The organism is Rhodanobacter sp. L36 (genome assembly GCF_009765755.1).
Taxonomy (GTDB): domain Bacteria; phylum Pseudomonadota; class Gammaproteobacteria; order Xanthomonadales; family Rhodanobacteraceae; genus Rhodanobacter.
In genome coordinates this window covers 475,388-491,543 of sequence record NZ_LMUV01000011.1, presented here as the reverse complement: position 1 = coordinate 491,543, position 16,156 = coordinate 475,388, and the positions used below count along the sequence as shown (strand labels likewise).

16 protein-coding genes are annotated in these 16,156 nt (G+C 62.6%); 4 read left to right on the top strand and 12 right to left on the bottom strand.

Annotated features, from left to right (window positions below; genetic code table 11):
- Positions 1-73 precede the first annotated feature (73 nt).
- Both yhbY and GSQ73_RS11940 read left to right on the top strand, forming a co-directional pair.
- On the top strand, positions 74-370 hold the full coding sequence (yhbY, locus tag GSQ73_RS11945) for a ribosome assembly RNA-binding protein YhbY (RefSeq protein ID WP_158884272.1): 297 nt from the start codon (positions 74-76) through the stop codon (positions 368-370).
- Complete coding sequence (locus GSQ73_RS11940; RefSeq protein ID WP_158884270.1) at positions 370-753, top strand: Mth938-like domain-containing protein; 384 nt, start codon at positions 370-372, stop codon at positions 751-753. The genes yhbY and GSQ73_RS11940 overlap by 1 nt, the downstream gene beginning before the upstream one ends.
- A 41-nt stretch (positions 754-794) precedes the next feature.
- On the opposite strand, the gene GSQ73_RS11935 is transcribed toward GSQ73_RS11940, so the two are convergent.
- From GSQ73_RS11935 to surE, 4 genes are read right to left on the bottom strand one after another with little or no spacing between them, the layout of a single operon-like run.
- Positions 795-1,808, bottom strand: a complete 1,014-nt coding sequence (locus GSQ73_RS11935) for a peptidoglycan DD-metalloendopeptidase family protein (RefSeq protein WP_158886444.1) — start codon at positions 1,806-1,808, stop codon at positions 795-797.
- A gap of 53 nt (positions 1,809-1,861) precedes the next feature.
- Positions 1,862-2,467 carry a DedA family protein gene (locus GSQ73_RS11930; protein WP_158884268.1) on the bottom strand — a complete coding sequence of 202 codons (606 nt, stop codon included), beginning with the start codon at positions 2,465-2,467 and terminating at the stop codon, positions 1,862-1,864.
- On the bottom strand, positions 2,467-3,147 hold the full coding sequence (locus GSQ73_RS11925) for a protein-L-isoaspartate(D-aspartate) O-methyltransferase (protein WP_158884266.1): 681 nt from the start codon (positions 3,145-3,147) through the stop codon (positions 2,467-2,469). Before GSQ73_RS11925 ends, GSQ73_RS11930 begins: the two co-directional genes overlap by 1 nt.
- The gene (gene surE / locus GSQ73_RS11920; protein ID WP_158884264.1) at positions 3,147-3,941 is read right to left on the bottom strand and encodes a 5'/3'-nucleotidase SurE; all 795 of its coding nucleotides are present in this window, start codon (positions 3,939-3,941) and stop codon (positions 3,147-3,149) included. The genes GSQ73_RS11925 and surE overlap by 1 nt, the downstream gene beginning before the upstream one ends.
- Before the next feature lie 162 nt (positions 3,942-4,103).
- Here surE and GSQ73_RS11915 point away from each other — a divergent pair, with 162 nt between their 5' ends.
- Entirely contained in the window at positions 4,104-4,649 is a 546-nt protein-coding gene (locus GSQ73_RS11915) for a Smr/MutS family protein (protein WP_158884262.1), read from the top strand.
- Between the two features lie 18 nt (positions 4,650-4,667).
- Here GSQ73_RS11915 and truD read toward each other — a convergent pair whose 3' ends face one another.
- From truD to GSQ73_RS11880, 7 genes are all read right to left on the bottom strand, one after another.
- Positions 4,668-5,696, bottom strand: coding sequence for a tRNA pseudouridine(13) synthase TruD (gene truD / locus GSQ73_RS11910; protein ID WP_158884260.1), 1,029 nt, complete (start codon positions 5,694-5,696; stop codon positions 4,668-4,670).
- A gap of 92 nt (positions 5,697-5,788) precedes the next feature.
- Positions 5,789-6,262 (bottom strand): 2-C-methyl-D-erythritol 2,4-cyclodiphosphate synthase, encoded by a 474-nt coding sequence (ispF, locus tag GSQ73_RS11905; RefSeq protein WP_158886442.1) that lies wholly within the window; start codon positions 6,260-6,262, stop codon positions 5,789-5,791.
- Entirely contained in the window at positions 6,262-6,957 is a 696-nt protein-coding gene (gene ispD / locus GSQ73_RS11900; protein ID WP_158884258.1) for a 2-C-methyl-D-erythritol 4-phosphate cytidylyltransferase, read from the bottom strand. The genes ispF and ispD overlap by 1 nt, the downstream gene beginning before the upstream one ends.
- Positions 6,954-7,286, bottom strand: coding sequence for a cell division protein FtsB (gene ftsB / locus GSQ73_RS11895; protein WP_158884256.1), 333 nt, complete (start codon positions 7,284-7,286; stop codon positions 6,954-6,956). The genes ispD and ftsB overlap by 4 nt, the downstream gene beginning before the upstream one ends.
- A gap of 19 nt (positions 7,287-7,305) precedes the next feature.
- On the bottom strand, positions 7,306-8,604 hold the full coding sequence (gene eno, locus GSQ73_RS11890; protein ID WP_158884254.1) for a phosphopyruvate hydratase: 1,299 nt from the start codon (positions 8,602-8,604) through the stop codon (positions 7,306-7,308).
- A gap of 117 nt (positions 8,605-8,721) precedes the next feature.
- The gene (gene kdsA, locus GSQ73_RS11885; RefSeq protein ID WP_158884252.1) at positions 8,722-9,555 is read right to left on the bottom strand and encodes a 3-deoxy-8-phosphooctulonate synthase; all 834 of its coding nucleotides are present in this window, start codon (positions 9,553-9,555) and stop codon (positions 8,722-8,724) included.
- Positions 9,552-11,225, bottom strand: coding sequence for a CTP synthase (locus GSQ73_RS11880; protein WP_158884250.1), 1,674 nt, complete (start codon positions 11,223-11,225; stop codon positions 9,552-9,554). Before GSQ73_RS11880 ends, kdsA begins: the two co-directional genes overlap by 4 nt.
- A gap of 139 nt (positions 11,226-11,364) precedes the next feature.
- Here GSQ73_RS11880 and GSQ73_RS11875 point away from each other — a divergent pair, with 139 nt between their 5' ends.
- Positions 11,365-13,170, top strand: coding sequence for an aminopeptidase P family protein (locus GSQ73_RS11875; RefSeq protein ID WP_158884247.1), 1,806 nt, complete (start codon positions 11,365-11,367; stop codon positions 13,168-13,170).
- A 176-nt stretch (positions 13,171-13,346) separates the two neighbouring features.
- Here the strand turns inward: GSQ73_RS11875 and GSQ73_RS11870 are convergent, their stop codons facing one another.
- A complete protein-coding gene (locus tag GSQ73_RS11870) occupies positions 13,347-16,103 on the bottom strand; it encodes an EAL domain-containing protein (protein WP_254063398.1) in 2,757 nt (918 codons plus the stop codon).
- Positions 16,104-16,156 lie beyond the last annotated feature (53 nt).

Here is a 16,156-nt window from a genome sequence, read left to right as displayed (position 1 = left end):
AATCGTCGCTGTGGGGATCAGAGAGTCGCATGATACCCTTTGCCGTTCATTTACCGCGAATCGAGCACGTTGCATGGCCCTTTCATCCTCGCAGACCCGTTACCTGCGCAGCCTCGCCCACGATCTGAGCCCGGTCGTCCTGCTTGGCAACAAGGGCGCCACGGATGCCGTGGTAAAGGAGTTGAATGGGGCACTCGATATTCACGAGCTGGTGAAGGTCAAGCTGTCCGGCGGCGACAAGGACGAAAGAAAGGCGCAGATCGATTTTCTGGTCGACGGCACCCGTTCCGAAAAAATCCATCAGATCGGCCACATCGTTGTCTTGTTCCGCCGCAATGCGGACGAACCGAAGATCGCCTTGCCCCGCTGATGGATATTTCGCTCGACCGTCCGGAAGGCTATTTGTTCGTGCGTCGGGTCGGCATCGAGAGCGTCACATTGATCGACCGCGAACTCAGCGCGAGCTTTCTGCTCGCCCCCGACCAGGCCATCGAAAACTGGCCGGTCAGTGACGCAGCCGCACTCGATGGCAGCCACGTCGAAGCCCTGCTCGCGCTGAAACCAGAACTCGTGATCCTTGGAACCGGTTCGCGGCAGACGTTTCCTTCGCCCGGATTCATGTCCGGTTTCCTGCGCAAAGGCGTCGGCATCGAGGCGATGGACAACGCCGCCGCCGCGCGTACCTACAATCTTCTGGCTGGTGAAGGGCGACGCGTGATTGCCGGATTCATTCTTCCGCGCGTCGACGCGTAAATCTTCCGCTTTGACACGGCTTTGCGGGTCACGACCCGCAATCAGCGCGAAGGAAGAAACCCGAGCGGATCGACCGGATTGCCATCCTTGCGTATCTGGAATTCCAGCTCATTGCGCGACGCGCCCGTGGAACCCATTTCCGCAATCGATTGGCCCGCCGTCACGCGCTGTCCTTCCTTGACCAGGCGTTTGCTGTTGTGACCATAGGCCGACAGAAAACTGTCGTTGTGCTTGATGATCACCAGTTCGCCGTAGCCGACCAGTCCATTGCCGCTGTACACCACCACACCGTCGGCGGCCGCACGGATCGGATCGCCGGCTTTTCCGGCGATTTCGATACCGGGAATCGCATCGCCACTCTGGAATCGCTTGAGCAGACTTCCGTCAGCCGGCCAGCGCCAGCTCACGCCGCCAATTGCGTGCGACGACCCGCCTGCAGCAGGTCTCGTGGGCGGCGCCGGCGGCGGCAAGGTTGCCAGCGGCGGCGTCGGCACACCGGCGACAGGGACGACAGTCGGTGCGGTCGCGGAAACGGCTGGCAGCGTCGGTTTGGGCTTGACCGAAACCGGCGTGCTCGCCACCGGCCGGCCGCTTGAAGCATCAGGTGTCGCAACGGGTTCGAACATGGGCGCTGATGGTGCCGCAGCGGACGACGCCGGCCGCGAATTCGTCGGAACTGCCTGCGGCGGTGAAGACGCGACAGTCACAGGAACAGTCGACCTCCCCTTGCCGGCAGGAGAAAGCTTCAACCGCTGACCCGGCCAGATCGTGTACGGAAGAGCTACACCATTCCATTGCGCGAGGTCGCGAAAATCCACGCCATTGCGGAAAGCGATCGAATAAAGGGTGTCGCCCTTCTTCACTTCGTAGCTGCCGCCCGGCACAGGTGTGCGAGCAGGTGCAGGCGCAGAAGCAACCGGCGCAGACGCGCCGTAATCAGTATCGGACGCAGGCTCGACGATCACCGAACTGCGCATGCTGCCGCATGCTGCGAGCAGAAGCGCTGCGATCGTGATTGCCAGCAATTGGAAGCGTCGACCCATGTGTTTCAGCATACCCAGCCCATGCAGCTTTTTCATGAAGAATCCTTTCATCCCGACGTCGGCGTTCAACGAGGCCACAGCCACCACGCGAGCAACAGCGCGAGAACCAGCAGCGCGATCCAGCCGATCCATTCGACATACTTGTGCAGAAGCTGTTCGGCGCGCTCGCCGAACAGCTTGATCAAAAGTGCCAGCACCCATACACGCTTGCCACGTCCAATCGCCATACAGGCGATGAACGCCGGCAACGGAATGCCGACGATGCCGGCAGCCCAGGTCACGAACTTCATTGGAATGACAGGCTGCAATGCGGCCAGTGCCAACGCACCAAGCATGGTCAGCCAATGTTGTCGCATGTCGTTGCGCAGGTTTTCCACCCAGACCGTGATGGTTTCCTGCATGTGCAGACTAAACAGCGGCTTCACCGCTTCGTACGCCCAATGTCCGAGTGCGTAACCGACCAGTGCCCCGATCAGCGAAAACAGCAGCGATATGTTTGCGTAAAAAAACGCCTTGTGCCGCCTCCCCAGCATCATCGGGGCGAGCATCACTTCCGGCATAACCGGAAAGATGAAAGCCTCGACGAAACTCAAACCACACAGGTAATAAATGGCCCGCGGCGCGCGTGCCCATACCAGCGCACGGGCATAGAGGTTTCCGAACAATCGCATCAGCCGATGCCGCCGAGCAGCGGCACGAAACTTACCGGACCAAGTTCTTCCTGGATGAAATCGCCGTTGCCATCGCCACGCATGCGGATCAACGTCTGCTTGCTTGGCGAACCGACCGGCGCCACCAGCACGCCCGTGGGCGTGAGTTGATCGAGGATGCGCGTCGGCACCGTATCGCCGGCGGCGGTGAGCATGATCGCGTCGAACGGCGCCTCGTCGACCCAGCCAAGCTTGCCGTCATCGTGACGCGTACGCACATTGGCAAGGCCCAACTGGCGAAAACGTCGACGTGCCTGTCGCAGGAGTTCCTCGATGCGCTCCACCGTGTAGAGCTGCGGCACAAGGCCGGCAAGTACGGCGGCCTGGTATCCCGAACCCGTGCCGATCTCCAGCACTCTTTGCGGCACGCCGAACTCGATCAACACTTCGGTCATACGCGCGACCACCCACGGCTGCGAAATGGTCTGGCCGTGGCCGATCGGCAATGCAGTGTTTTCGTAGGCGCGCGAATGCAGCGCCTGATCGATGAAGTGATGACGCGGAACGCTGCGCATCACATCGATGACGCGCGCATCGCGAATGCCGGATTCCTTCAGACTGGTCATCAGGCGATCGCGCGCACGCTGCGAGGTCATGCCTTCGCCTTTCAAATCAGAAGCCGGCAATGGATAGACAGTCATCAGGCGGCCTCGTCATTGGTCAGGTCGGCAACCATGTCGTCACTCAACGCCTGCATCCAGCTGCTTACTTTTTCCAGCGCCTGAAAACGCGTCAGGTCGACGTGGATCGGCGTCACCGAAACAAAGCCTCTTTGCACCGCGTTGAAATCCGTGCCGGGACTCGCGTCGTCGACCTCTCCAGCCGGGCCGATCCACCACATCGGACGACCACGCGGATCGGTCTGCGCCACCGATGGTTCGGAGCGATGACGGCGACCCAGCCGCGTGACTTCGAAACCCTTGATCTCGGACCACGGGCGATCCGGCACGTTGACATTGAGGATGGTGTCCGCCGGCAGCGGATCAACCAGCAACCGCTGCATCAACAACAGCACGGCTTTGGCTGCGGACTCATAGTGGACACCCTTGTGGTCGTGTGTGACCAGTGACACGGCGATCGCCGGCAAGCCGAGAAAGCGCCCTTCCATCGCCGCGGATACCGTGCCGGAATAGATCACGTCATCGCCGAGATTGGCCGAATTGTTGATGCCGGAAACCACGATGTCCGGCTCGTTTTCCAGCAAGCCCGCCAGCGCAAGATGCACGCAATCGGTGGGTGTGCCGGCGACGCGGTAGTAGCCGTTGGCCATGCGCGATACGCGAAGTGGTGCATCGAGTGTGAGGGAATTGCTGGCACCGGATCGATCACGATCGGGCGCCACCACGGTGACTTCGCCGACCGCACCCAGACGTTCGGCCAGCACGCGGATACCCGGTGCTTCAACGCCGTCATCGTTGCTGACAAGAACTCGCATGATGCTCCATCGAAAGATTGCGAAGTCGCACGCCGGACGGCCAAGGGGTTTCAGCGTCGACAGGTGCGATGCACTCTCCCGAGTTTACCGGAGCGTGCACGTGGATTCACACGGCCGTCGCGCGCATGGCGACTTCACACGGGCATTGGGTAGCATGCAGGCATGAAACGCCGCGCATCCGGGCCCGTCGATGACGACGACAGCCGTCTCTTTCGCGAGGCGATCGGCGAAGTGCGCCAGCTTGATCCGGTAACGCCACCGCCTGCGGCCGCGCGACCCGCACCGCACCCGCACATGTTCGAGGCGGATGAAGCCGCAGTTCCCGGCGAGTTGCTCAACATGGCGTTCGATCCGGCCTTGCTCGAGGTCGGCGAGGAACTGAGTTACCTGCGCGACGGTTATCCGCCGAAGTTGTTGAAGCAGCTCAAGCGCGGTCACTTCAGCGTGCAGGACGATCTGGACCTGCACCAGATGAACGCGGCGGCGGCGCAGGCAAGCATCATCGCGTTCCTGGCCGAAGCGAGGCAGCACGGCTGGCGATGCGTGCTGATCGTGCATGGAAAAGGCCTGCGTTCGCGCGCAGCCGGGCCGGTATTGAAAGGTCTCACGGATCGCATGCTGCGGCGGCGCGATGACGTGATCGCCTTTGCATCGGCGCGGCCGTCGCAAGGCGGCACCGGCGCGCTCGTGGTTCTGCTGAAAGGCTAGAAACTCGATCGATCGCGATCAGGTGCGCGCCAGTTCACGCACCACCACGGTGGCATACGCCCCGGCGGGCAACTCGAAGGACAGTTCGAGCGCGTCGTCTTCCAGCCAGCGCCACTTCAGATCCTTCGGCAGCAGACGCAGCGGACGACGTTCCTGATCCATGCGTGCGGCGGCGACGCCGTTCGCCAGATTGCTGTTGGTCGCCGCGACCTCGCGTTCGATGAAGCCGACGTCGCCGGATGTTGGCGGCTCATCCTGCCCCCACAGCGGCCCGGACGGATGGATATCGGCGCGGGCCAATCGTTCTGCCAGCACGTCATTGAACTGCTCGGGACCGAACCACGAACGCGAACCGGAAAGCGACCATACTTCGCCATCCAGCGGCGTGTCCCACGCGCCTTGTTCGACTCTTGCAGCCAGCACTTGATTGAAGATGTGAGAGCGCGCCGCCGAAAGCAGGAACGAGCGCTTATCGCGCTCGACGCGTTTCCCGGCAAACATCGCGCGCGCCTGCGCCACGTTTCCGCCCTCGCGTCCGAAGCGTTGCTCGCCAAAATAATTCGGCACGCCACGGACGGCTATTTGCTGCAGCACTTTTTCCGCTGCCTCGCGATCGCCGTGTATATCGCGCAGCACCAGCACGAAACGATTGCCACGCAATGCGCCGCGCTTCAGCTTGCGCGAGTGACGCGTCGCTGCCAGCACTTTGACCTCGGCGTGTGGAAATGCGGACCAGTCAAGATCAGGCCGACCGGCCAGCTGCACCGAAAAGGTCTGCCGCGTGACGGCGTGGCGATCCTTGAGGCCGGCGTAGCCCACCGCAACCTGCGACACGCCCGCAAACTTGGCCAATTCGCGCGCAACCCAGTCAGTATTGGCGTCGCGCTTTTCGACCCACAGCAACATGTGTTCACCCTGTCCGTCCGCGTCGTAACCGAGAATCTCCTCGACGCGGAAATCATCGGCCGTTGCACGCAGACGTGCCTGCAGCGGCGGCTCGCCGTAAGCACACGGAAGTTCGGACGAGGCAGGTTCGGGCTGAGACATGACACTCCACCGGTTCACCCGGCTACCAAATTAATTTCGTTCCATAGCGGCGCAAGGTTTGGTGTCCGGAGTAACAAGAACAGCGCAGATCGTCAGACCTTTTCGAGCAGCACGCAGGCCTGCGCAGCAATGCCCTCGCCACGCCCGGTGAATCCGAGTTTTTCCGTGGTGGTGGCCTTGACACTGATGCAGCCGATCTCGCTGGCCAGATCGGCAGCCAGCACTTCGCGCATCGCCTGCGCATGTGGGCCAATTTTTGGCGACTCGCAAACCACGGTGACGTCGGCGTTGCCTAATACGTACCCGTGCTGCGCCATCAGGGCCGCCGCATGTCGCAGAAACTGTCGGCTATCGGCATCGCGCCAACGCTCATCGCTCGGAGGAAAGTGCTGGCCGATATCGCCGAGCGCCAGCGCACCGAAAATCGCGTCGCACAGAGCGTGGATCACCACGTCGCCATCGGAATGCGCGAGCACACCCTGACGATGCGGAACGCGTACACCGCCCAGCATGATGTGGTCGCCGTCGCCGAAAGCATGCACGTCGAATCCGTTGCCGATGCGCATCATGCCGTCCTCGCCAGAAGGAATTCCGCCAGCGCGAAATCCGCCGGCGTGGTGACCTTGATGTTGTCTTCCGCGCCTTCGACCAGCAACGGCGCAAAGCCGGCCAGCTCCATCGCCATCGCTTCATCGCTGACCGTCACACCGGCACGTGCCGCGTCACGAAGGGCCGACGTCAACGGACCGCGACGAAACATCTGCGGCGTGAACGCACGCCAGCGATAATCGCGCGACTCGGTGAGCTCGCTGCGTCCAGCGTCATTGGCGCGCTTGAGCGTATCGCGCAACGGCGCACCGAGCAGGCCGCCATCCACCGCAGTGACAAGCTCGATCAGACGAGTGATGTCGGATGGCCGAGTGCACGGCCGCGCCGCGTCATGCACCAGCACAAAATCATCCGGCTTCACTTCTGGTGGCAAGGCCTCGAGACCGGCGAGTACCGAATCACTGCGCTCGGCGCCACCGATCGCAGTGAGCACCTGCTTGCCCTCGGGCAGTTTCAGCGCTCGCCAATGCGCGTCCGTCGCACTCAACAACACCAGCAAACCGGCGATACGCGGATGCGCCGCCAGCCGCTCCAAGGTGTGTTCGATCAAAGCACGACCCGCCAACGGCAGATATTGTTTCGGGCAATCACCACCGACGCGTGTGCCGCGCCCAGCTGCCGGAACGACGCACCAGAATACTGGCGAGCTCATGGCGAACCGGCTGTGGCAGCGGCTGCCGGCGGCGTCGAACTGCCAGCACCTGCCGGTTGTTCCACCACCTGATAAAACACCTCACCCGGCTTGATCAATCCGAGTTCGGTGCGCGCCCGCGCCTCGACTGCCTGATCGCCATTCTTCAGATCGAGCACATCCGCACCGAGCGCCTGATTGCGTTGCTGCAGGCGAGTGTTTTCTTCGGACTGTTTCTTCACCGCGACGCGCAGGCTGTCCACTTCGCGCATGCTGCCGTTGCCCGACCACAGCTTGAGCTGCAGTCCGATCAGGACGAGAAACAGGATAAGGGCGACCCAGCGCAACATGGTCGTCGATGACTCCCGCTCAGCCCGGCAGTCGGGTCAGGTTGGGGAATCCGTCGCGACCGGCATAGCGCGCCGCCGAACCCAACGCCTCCTCAATGCGCAACAGCTGGTTGTACTTCGCCACGCGATCGCTGCGGCAAAGCGAACCGGTCTTGATCTGCGTGGCAGTGGTGGCGACGGCGATGTCGGCGATGGTGGTGTCTTCGGTTTCGCCCGAGCGATGCGAGATCACCGCCGAGTACTTCGCCGCGTCCGCCATCGCGATCGCTTCCAGCGTTTCGGACAAGGTGCCGATCTGGTTCACCTTGATGAGGATCGAGTTGGCGATCTTTTTGTCGATGCCTTCGCGGAAGATCACCGGATTGGTCACGAACAAATCGTCGCCGACCACCTGGATACGATCGCCGATCGCGTCGGTCAGCAATTTCCAGCCGTCCCAGTCGCCCTCGGCCATGCCGTCCTCGATGGTGACAATCGGATACTGTTTCGCCCAGCTGGCAAGCAGGTCAACGAACTGTTCCGACGAATACTGCTTGCCTTCGCCGGCGAGGTCGTACTTGCCGTTCTTGTAGAACTCCGAGCTCGCCGCGTCGAGGCCGAGCAGGATGTCACTGCCGATCTTGTAGCCGGTCTTGCCGACCGCTTCGAGGATGGTGTCGAGTGCTTCGACGTTGGAGCGCAGGTTCGGCGCGAAGCCGCCTTCGTCGCCCACCGCCGTGCTCAGTCCGCGACCGTGCAGCACGCTCTTCAGCGCATGAAAGATTTCCGCGCCGGCGCGCAGCGCTTCGGCAAATGTCGGCAGGCCGACCGGCAGCACCATGAACTCCTGCACGTCGACGTTGTTGTCGGCATGCGCGCCGCCATTGATGATGTTCATCATCGGCACCGGCAACGCGCCGGGCTTGCCATTGGAAAGATATTTCCACAACGGCTCGCCACGCGCTGCAGCCGCCGCATGCGCAGCCGCCATCGAGACGCCAAGCAGCGCGTTGGCGCCGAGCTTGCCCTTGTTCGGCGTGCCATCGAGTGCGATCAGCCTCGCATCAAGACCTTTCTGGTCCGCCGCATCGAAACCCTTCAGCGCCTCCGCAATGATCGTGTTGACGTTGGCGACCGCGTTACGAACACCCTTGCCGCCGTAACGCGACTTGTCGCCATCGCGCAGCTCCACCGCTTCGCGCGAACCCGTGGACGCACCGCTCGGCACGGCAGCGCGGCCGAACCCGCCGCCAGCCAGCGTGACTTCGGCTTCCAGTGTCGGGTTGCCGCGCGAGTCGAGGATTTCACGGGCGTGGATGCGGGTGATGGCAGTCGTCATGTCAGTCCAGTAGGTGGTGGTGTTCAACGAATTCGTGTGGCCGCTTCGTTGCAGGAGTGCATCCTGTGCGCGATGCTCACCGTCATGTGACGAAAAGCTCGCGCACGGGGTGCGCTCCTACAAGTCTTGTTCTAGAAATCCGTATTTCTTGGTCACGGCGTCAAGCGCCATCAAAGTTTCCAGCAGCGCTTCCATCTTGCCGAGTGGCCACGCATTTGGGCCATCGGAAAGCGCCTTGCTTGGATCGGGATGCGTTTCGGCGAACAAGCCAGCGACGCCCACAGCCACGGCTGCACGCGCCAGTACCGGCACGAGTTCGCGCTGGCCACCGGAAGTCGCGCCCTGCCCGCCGGGCAACTGCACCGAATGCGTGGCGTCGAACACCACCGGGCAGGCGGTGTCGCGCATGACGCTCAGCGAGCGCATGTCGGACACGAGATTGTTGTAGCCGAAGCTCGCGCCGCGCTCGCAAACCATGATGTCGTCGTTGCCGACGGCCTTGGCCTTGGCGACGACATGCTTCATGTCCCAAGGCGCGAGGAACTGGCCCTTCTTGATGTTCACCGGCTTGCCGGCGCGCGCGACCTTCTGGATGAAGTCGGTCTGACGACACAGGAACGCCGGCGTCTGCAGCACGTCGACCACCGAGGCGACTTCGTCCATCGGCGTGTACTCGTGCACGTCGGTCAGCACTGGCACACCGACCTGGCGCTTCACTTCACCGAGAATGCGCAGGCCCTCTTCCAGCCCCGGGCCCCGAAAACTTTCGCCCGACGAACGGTTCGCCTTGTCGAAGCTCGACTTGAAGATGAAATGGATGCCGAGCCGTGCGGTGATCTCTTTAAGCGTACCGGCGGTATCGATCTGCAATTGTTCCGACTCGACCACGCACGGGCCAGCGATCAGGAACAGCGGCTGATCCAGCCCGACTTCGAAGCCACAAAGCTTCATGCGACCGACTCCTTCACTGCGAGCAGATGGCCTTCGCGCACGGCCTTGAATTCGCGCGCGGCGCGGATGAAACCGCTGAACAGCGGATGTCCATCGCGCGGTGTCGAGGTGAATTCAGGATGCGCCTGGCAAGCCAGGAACCACGGGTGCTGCTGCTGCGGCAACTCGATCATTTCGACCAGAAGGTCGTCCATCGATTTGCCGGAAATCACCAGGCCAAGATCTTCGAACGGCTGGCGATAGCGGTTGTTGAATTCGTAGCGATGACGATGCCGCTCGCGCACCACGTCCTGTCCATACAGTTCGCGCGCCAGCGTGCCGGCCTTGAGGCGGCACTCCTGCGCGCCAAGCCGCATCGTCCCGCCCATGTCGGACCGGTCGCTGCGTTGTTCGACTTCACCGGTCGCCGTGGTCCACTCGGTGATCAGGCCGATCACCTGGTTGGCGCTCTGGCGCTCGTTCTCGCTGGAGTCCGCATCGGCCAGGCCGGCCACGTTGCGCGCGAATTCCACCACTGCGGCATGCATGCCGTAGCAGATGCCGAAGTACGGCACGCGATGTTCGCGCGCGTATTTCGCCGCGAGCACCTTGCCTTCGAAACCACGCTTGCCGAAACCGCCGGGCACGAGGATCGCATCGACATCGCCCAGCACTTTCGCTGCGCCTTCGGCTTCGACCTGTTCGGAATCGATCCAGATCAGGTTGACCCGCGCCTGCTGCTTGATGCCACCATGGCGCAACGCTTCGCCCAGCGACTTGTACGCATCCTTGTGCTCGACGTATTTGCCGACGATGGCGACATTGACCTCGTCCTTCGGATGCTCCATCGCCTCGACCGTGCGTATCCAGCTCGACAGGTCGGCCGGCTTCGCATCCAGTCCGAGCCGCTTCACGACGATGTCGTCCAGGCCCTGCGCGTGTAGCCACAGCGGTTGCTTGTAGATGATGTCCACGTCGGTGGCGCTGATCACCGCCTGCTCGGGCACGTTGGTGAACAGCGCGATCTTGCGGCGCTCTCCCTCGGGCAGAGGCTGCTCGCAGCGGCACAACAGGATGTCGGGCTGGATGCCGATCGAGCGCAGCTCCTTCACCGAGTGCTGGGTCGGCTTGGTCTTGATCTCGCCGGCGGCCTTGATATACGGCACCAACGTGAGATGCATGAACACCACTTTCTCCGAACCGTGCTCGATGCGCAGCTGGCGGATGGCTTCGAGGAACGGCAGCGACTCGATGTCGCCGACGGTGCCGCCGATTTCCACCAGCGCCACGTCGAATCCGCGCGTGGCCTCGTGGATGCAGTGCTTGATCTCGTCGGTGATGTGCGGGATCACCTGCACGGTGGCGCCCAGGTAATCGCCCCGGCGCTCCTTGCGGATCACCGCGTCGTAGATCTTGCCGGTGGTGATGGAGTTCTTGCCGGTGAGCCGGGTATGCACGAAGCGCTCGTAGTGGCCGAGGTCGAGGTCGGTCTCCGCGCCGTCGTCGGTCACGTAGACCTCGCCGTGCTGGAAGGGACTCATCGTGCCCGGATCCACATTGATATAGGGATCGAGCTTCATCATGGTGACCGAGAGCCCGCGCGCTTCGAGGATGGAAGCGAGCGACGCCGCAGCAATGCCCTTGCCAAGCGAGGACACCACACCGCCGGTGACGAAAATCAGGGGGGTCATGGAAAGCAGCCGTGCTGGAAATTAGGCATTTTAGCGGCAGAAGCGTCCGTCTGCGAGATGGCATTGAACATTTCGTCGAATTGATTCACTTACGGCGCGCGAATACGAGGCCCCGCGGCGCTCTGCTAGCATTTCAAGGATGAACTCTCACGTCTCCGATCGTATCGCTTCCCTTCGCTCGACTATGCACAAGCACGGCATCGCCGCCGTCCTCGTACCCAGTGCCGATCCCCATCTGTCCGAATACCTGCCGGCACACTGGCAGGCGCGCGCGTGGCTATCCGGCTTCGACGGATCGGCCGGCACGCTGATCGTGACCGCCGATCACGCCGGGCTGTGGACGGATTCGCGCTATTTCGCGCAGGCCGAACACCAGCTCGCCGGAAGCGGCGTCGACCTGATGAAGCTGCGTGTGGCGCACACCGCCGAACATGTGGAGTGGTTGCAGAAGCACCTGCACGAAAGCGATGTGCTGGCCATCGCCGGCGACACCCTGGCGCTGAGCACGAAAAAGCAACTCGAACGCAAGCTGGCTGATATAGGCGCCACGCTGCGAACCGATCTGGATCTGCCCGGCGAGGCGTGGCTGGATAGGCCGGCGTTGCCGCTGGCACCCGTGACCGAGCATCCCGCGCCGTATGCGAGCGTGCCGCGTCATGAAAAACTCGAACGCCTGCGCGCCGCCATGCGCAAGCTCGGTGCGACCCATCACCTGCTCTCCAGTCTCGACGACATCGCATGGCTGACCAACCTGCGCGGCAGCGATGTGGAATGCAACCCCGTGTTTCTCGCGCATCTGCTGGTTCAGACTCAAGGTCGCACCACGCTGTTCGTCAACCGGGCGAAACTCACCGACACTTTGGTGGCGGCTCTCGCCGCGGATGGCGTGGAGATCGCAGATTACGCAACGGTCACTTCGGCGCTGGCCGAACTCGGTGCGAACGACAGCCTGCTGCTGGATGGCGGACGCATTGTCAGCGCGATCGACGGGGCAATCGGCAGCGGCGTCAAGCGCATCGAGGCGGCCAATCCGACCACCGCGTTCAAGGCGATCAAGAACGAGGCCGATCTCGAACACATCCGCGAGGTGATGCGCCGCGACGGCGCCGCGCTGGTGCGGGGATTCCGTCGACTGGAGCAGCGCCTCGCCGCTGGCATGAGCATGACCGAGCTGGATGTGGATGCGCTGCTCTACGAAGAACGTTCGGCGCAACCCGGATTTGTCGGCGAGAGCTTCAGCACCATCGCCGGCTACATGGCCAACGGCGCGTTGCCGCATTACCGCGCCACGCCGGAATCGCACAGCACGCTGCAGCCCAGGGGTTTGCTGCTGATCGATTCGGGCGGCCAGTATCTCGGCGGCACCACCGACATCACGCGGGTGCTGGCGCTGGGGCCGACCACCGACGAACAACGGCTCGATGCGACGCTGGTGCTCAAAGGCATGATCGCGCTGTCACGCGCGCGCTTCCCAAAAGGCGCCAGCGGCCCGCAACTGGATGCACTGGCACGCGCACCATTATGGGCTTGCGGCATGGATTACGGACACGGCACCGGCCACGGCGTCGGCTATTTTCTCAATGTGCACGAAGGCCCGCACGGCATTCGTGCACCGGTCACCGGCGGCGCGCTGGTGCCGCTGGAGCCGGGCATGATCAGTTCGATCGAACCGGGCCTCTACAAACCCGGTCGCCACGGCATCCGCCACGAGAATCTGGTGGTGGTGATCGAGGCCGATGCCAGCGAATTCGGCCAGTTCCATGCGTTCGAGACGCTCACCATGTGCCCGTTCGATCGTCGTGCACTTGAACTTGGCCTGCTCAACCCGGAAGAACGCGCGTGGCTCGACGATTACCACGCCAGCGTTCGGGCCGCGCTCGGGCCGTTGCTGGAGGATGCCGACCTGCTCTGGCTCGAAGCGCACTGCGCCCCGCTGTCGAGCTGACCCGCGCGCGTCACTGCCACGATTCGCGAAAACGAAAAAGCCGAAGTGTCTCTCAGCGCATCGGCCTTGATTCACAGCTGACCTGCGTTATCGACCGGCCAGCTGCGTGACCTCCGTACGAATCGCGGTCGAGCCGAACTTCGACACGCCGGGAACACCCAAAAAAGAACGCAACCTCAGTTGCGCTTGGGCGGTACCAGACGAAGCCGTGTCGGTATCTGCGGATGGCTCGGACACAACAGGCGCTCGATCTTCGGTGCGTCGAGCGGATAGGAATACAGGTATCCCTGCCCTTCGACGCAGCCCGCACGCAACAGGAATTCGTGCTGCGCTTCGGTCTCGATGCCTTCGGCGATCGTGCTGAGCCCGAGGCTTTTTGACATCGCGAGCATGGCTTCCGTAATGGCCACGTCGTTTGCATCGCCCGGCAAGCCGGTCACGAACGAGCGATCGATTTTAAGATAGGCGACTGCCGGCAGCTTCAGGTACGCCATCGACGAATACCCCGTGCCGAAATCGTCGATCGCCACTTCGATGCCCAGCGCGTGCAGGGTCTGCATCGTGCGCTCGGTGTCGTCGCCGAGTCGAAGCATCGCGCTCTCGGTGATCTCCAACAGCAAGCGGTTTGCGCCGAGCTGGCGCGACTGCAGTGTGCGGCTCACCGAGTCGACGAAAGCCGGATGACCAAACCATCTTGCCGACACGTTGACCGCTACGCGAATTGGCGGAACACCGGCGAGATCCCACGCCTGAATCTGCGCGCACGCCGCCTGCATCACCCACTCGTCGATGCGACGGATCATGCCGAGGCCTTCCGCGACCGGAATGAATTCTGCCGGCAGCACTTCGCCACGTTCCGGATGACGCCAGCGCAACAGCGCTTCAACCGCGACGATGCGACCGCTGCGCAATTCGACGCTGGGCTGATAGACCAAGTGAAACTCGTCGCGAATCAGCGCCTGTCGCAATTCTGTAGCCAGCTGCAAACGCCTGCGCGTATTGGCATGCATCATCGGCGTATAGAAACGAAACGCGTTGCGCTCCTCGGTCTTCGCCGCGTACATCGCCGCATCCGCGTTGGCTATGAGCGAAGGTGCGTCCGCACCGTCCAGCGGATAACCCGCCACGCCGATGCTCGCGCTCAACACGATTTCGTAATCGTCGACCACGATCGGTTCGGACAACGTCGCGAGCAGGCGATTGACGATCGCCCGCGCGTCCTCGCGCAGGCTGATGCGGCGGATCAGCACCGTGAATTCATCGCCACCGATGCGACCGGCGACATCGCCATCGGCCAGTTGCCGGGTGATGCGTTCGGCTACCTTGACCAGCAAGCGATCACCGATCGCGTGGCTGTAGCTGTCGTTGACGATCTTGAAGGCGTCCAGATCTATGAACAGCACGACAGTCGCCAATCGCTCGCGTTCGGATATCGCAATCGCTTCGGCACAATGCCGCTCGAACTCCGCGCGGTTGACCAGGCCGGTCAACGGATCGTGGCGCGCGAGATGTTCCAGGCTGCGTTGATGGACCTTGGCGTCGTGGATGTTTGTGAATACGGCGACGTAATACAGCACCTGGTTCTCGCGATCACGAATGGTGCTGAGGCTGATGTGTTCCGGATAGCTGCTGCCGTCGGCTCGCGTGCTGACTACTTCGCCGACCCAGTTTTGACCCGCAGCGATTTTGGTCCACACCGCCTTGGATAGCAGCGAGCCATCGGGCATCGTGCGCGTGCTGTCCAGCCGTCTGCCGTGCAGGTCCTGCGTGCTGAAACCGGTGATTTCGGTGTGCGCTGCGTTGGTGGAAATCACCCGACGATCCGCATCGGCAATGATGACGCCTTCGGCAATGCTTGCCAGCGCCTCGGCTGCCACACGGCGCTCGTGCTCCATCGCCACGCGCTCGGAAATGTCGCGAATGATCGCCTGCCGTACGGGCTGATTGCCCCAGCGCGCCACGCTGGTCTGGGTTTCCACCGGCCGGCTGGCGCCTGCTTCGCCGAGCAGAAGGTTGCTCGCCGCGCGGCCTTCCTGATGTCCGGACAACGATTGCTTGAAGAGATGGACGAAGCGATCGCCGATGAGGTCATCCGCGCTGCGTCCCGTCCATGTTGCGGTCATCCGGTTGACGTCGAGAATGCGGCCGGTGCTTTCGTCGACCATCACGATGGCATCGGCAGCGCTGTCGAACAGCAGCCGATAACGTTCCTCGGTGCCGCGCACGCTGGCCAGGATGCGCCGCGCCATGCCCAACCAGAGCAACGCCGCCATGGACGCCGCGGTGAGTACGCCGCCGAACAGCACCTGTCCGAGCCATACCGCGCCGTCGGCGATCTGGCGCGAAAACAGTTTGGCGCGCGGCTCGATGTAACTGTTGATCGCGCTGATGCGCTCGCGCTGACGCAATACTTCTTCGTTCGTCATGCCGCCCTTGGCATAGCTCGCCTGAAGCTGGATGGCGATGATGTTCATCTCGTCGATCGAGCTGTCGGTGGAACGCCAGGCCGACAGGGCGTCCTTCATGTAAGGCGCGGTGGAGAAGTGATGCAGCATGAAGATCACGCCGGGAATGGCGATGGTGACCGTTCTGCTCTGGTGCAGTGCCTGTACCACGGCGTCGTAGTCGTAGTTGCCGGACGCGGTCTGGTCACGCACCCAGTGATCGGCCATCAGCAGGCCGTAGTTGAACTTGTAACTGGCCAGCGCCGCCGGGTCACCCTTGGCGGCGTAGGCATCCAGATCGATCACGGTCTGCTTCTGTGCCTTGGACCAGACGCTCTCGCCGTTGAGGAAACCGGCGAGAGCGACCTGAACCTGCAGAGCGCCCCAGGTCAGTGCAAGGATCAACCCCACCATGCCGACAAGCGCGTACGCCAGCGGCATCAAACGTCGCGACAACGGTTGCTGCAAGGTGATCGTCGATGTACGCATTGGGTCCTTTTCTCACGTTGGACGCATCAGCGTCTAGATGAGCCCCTTGCTCG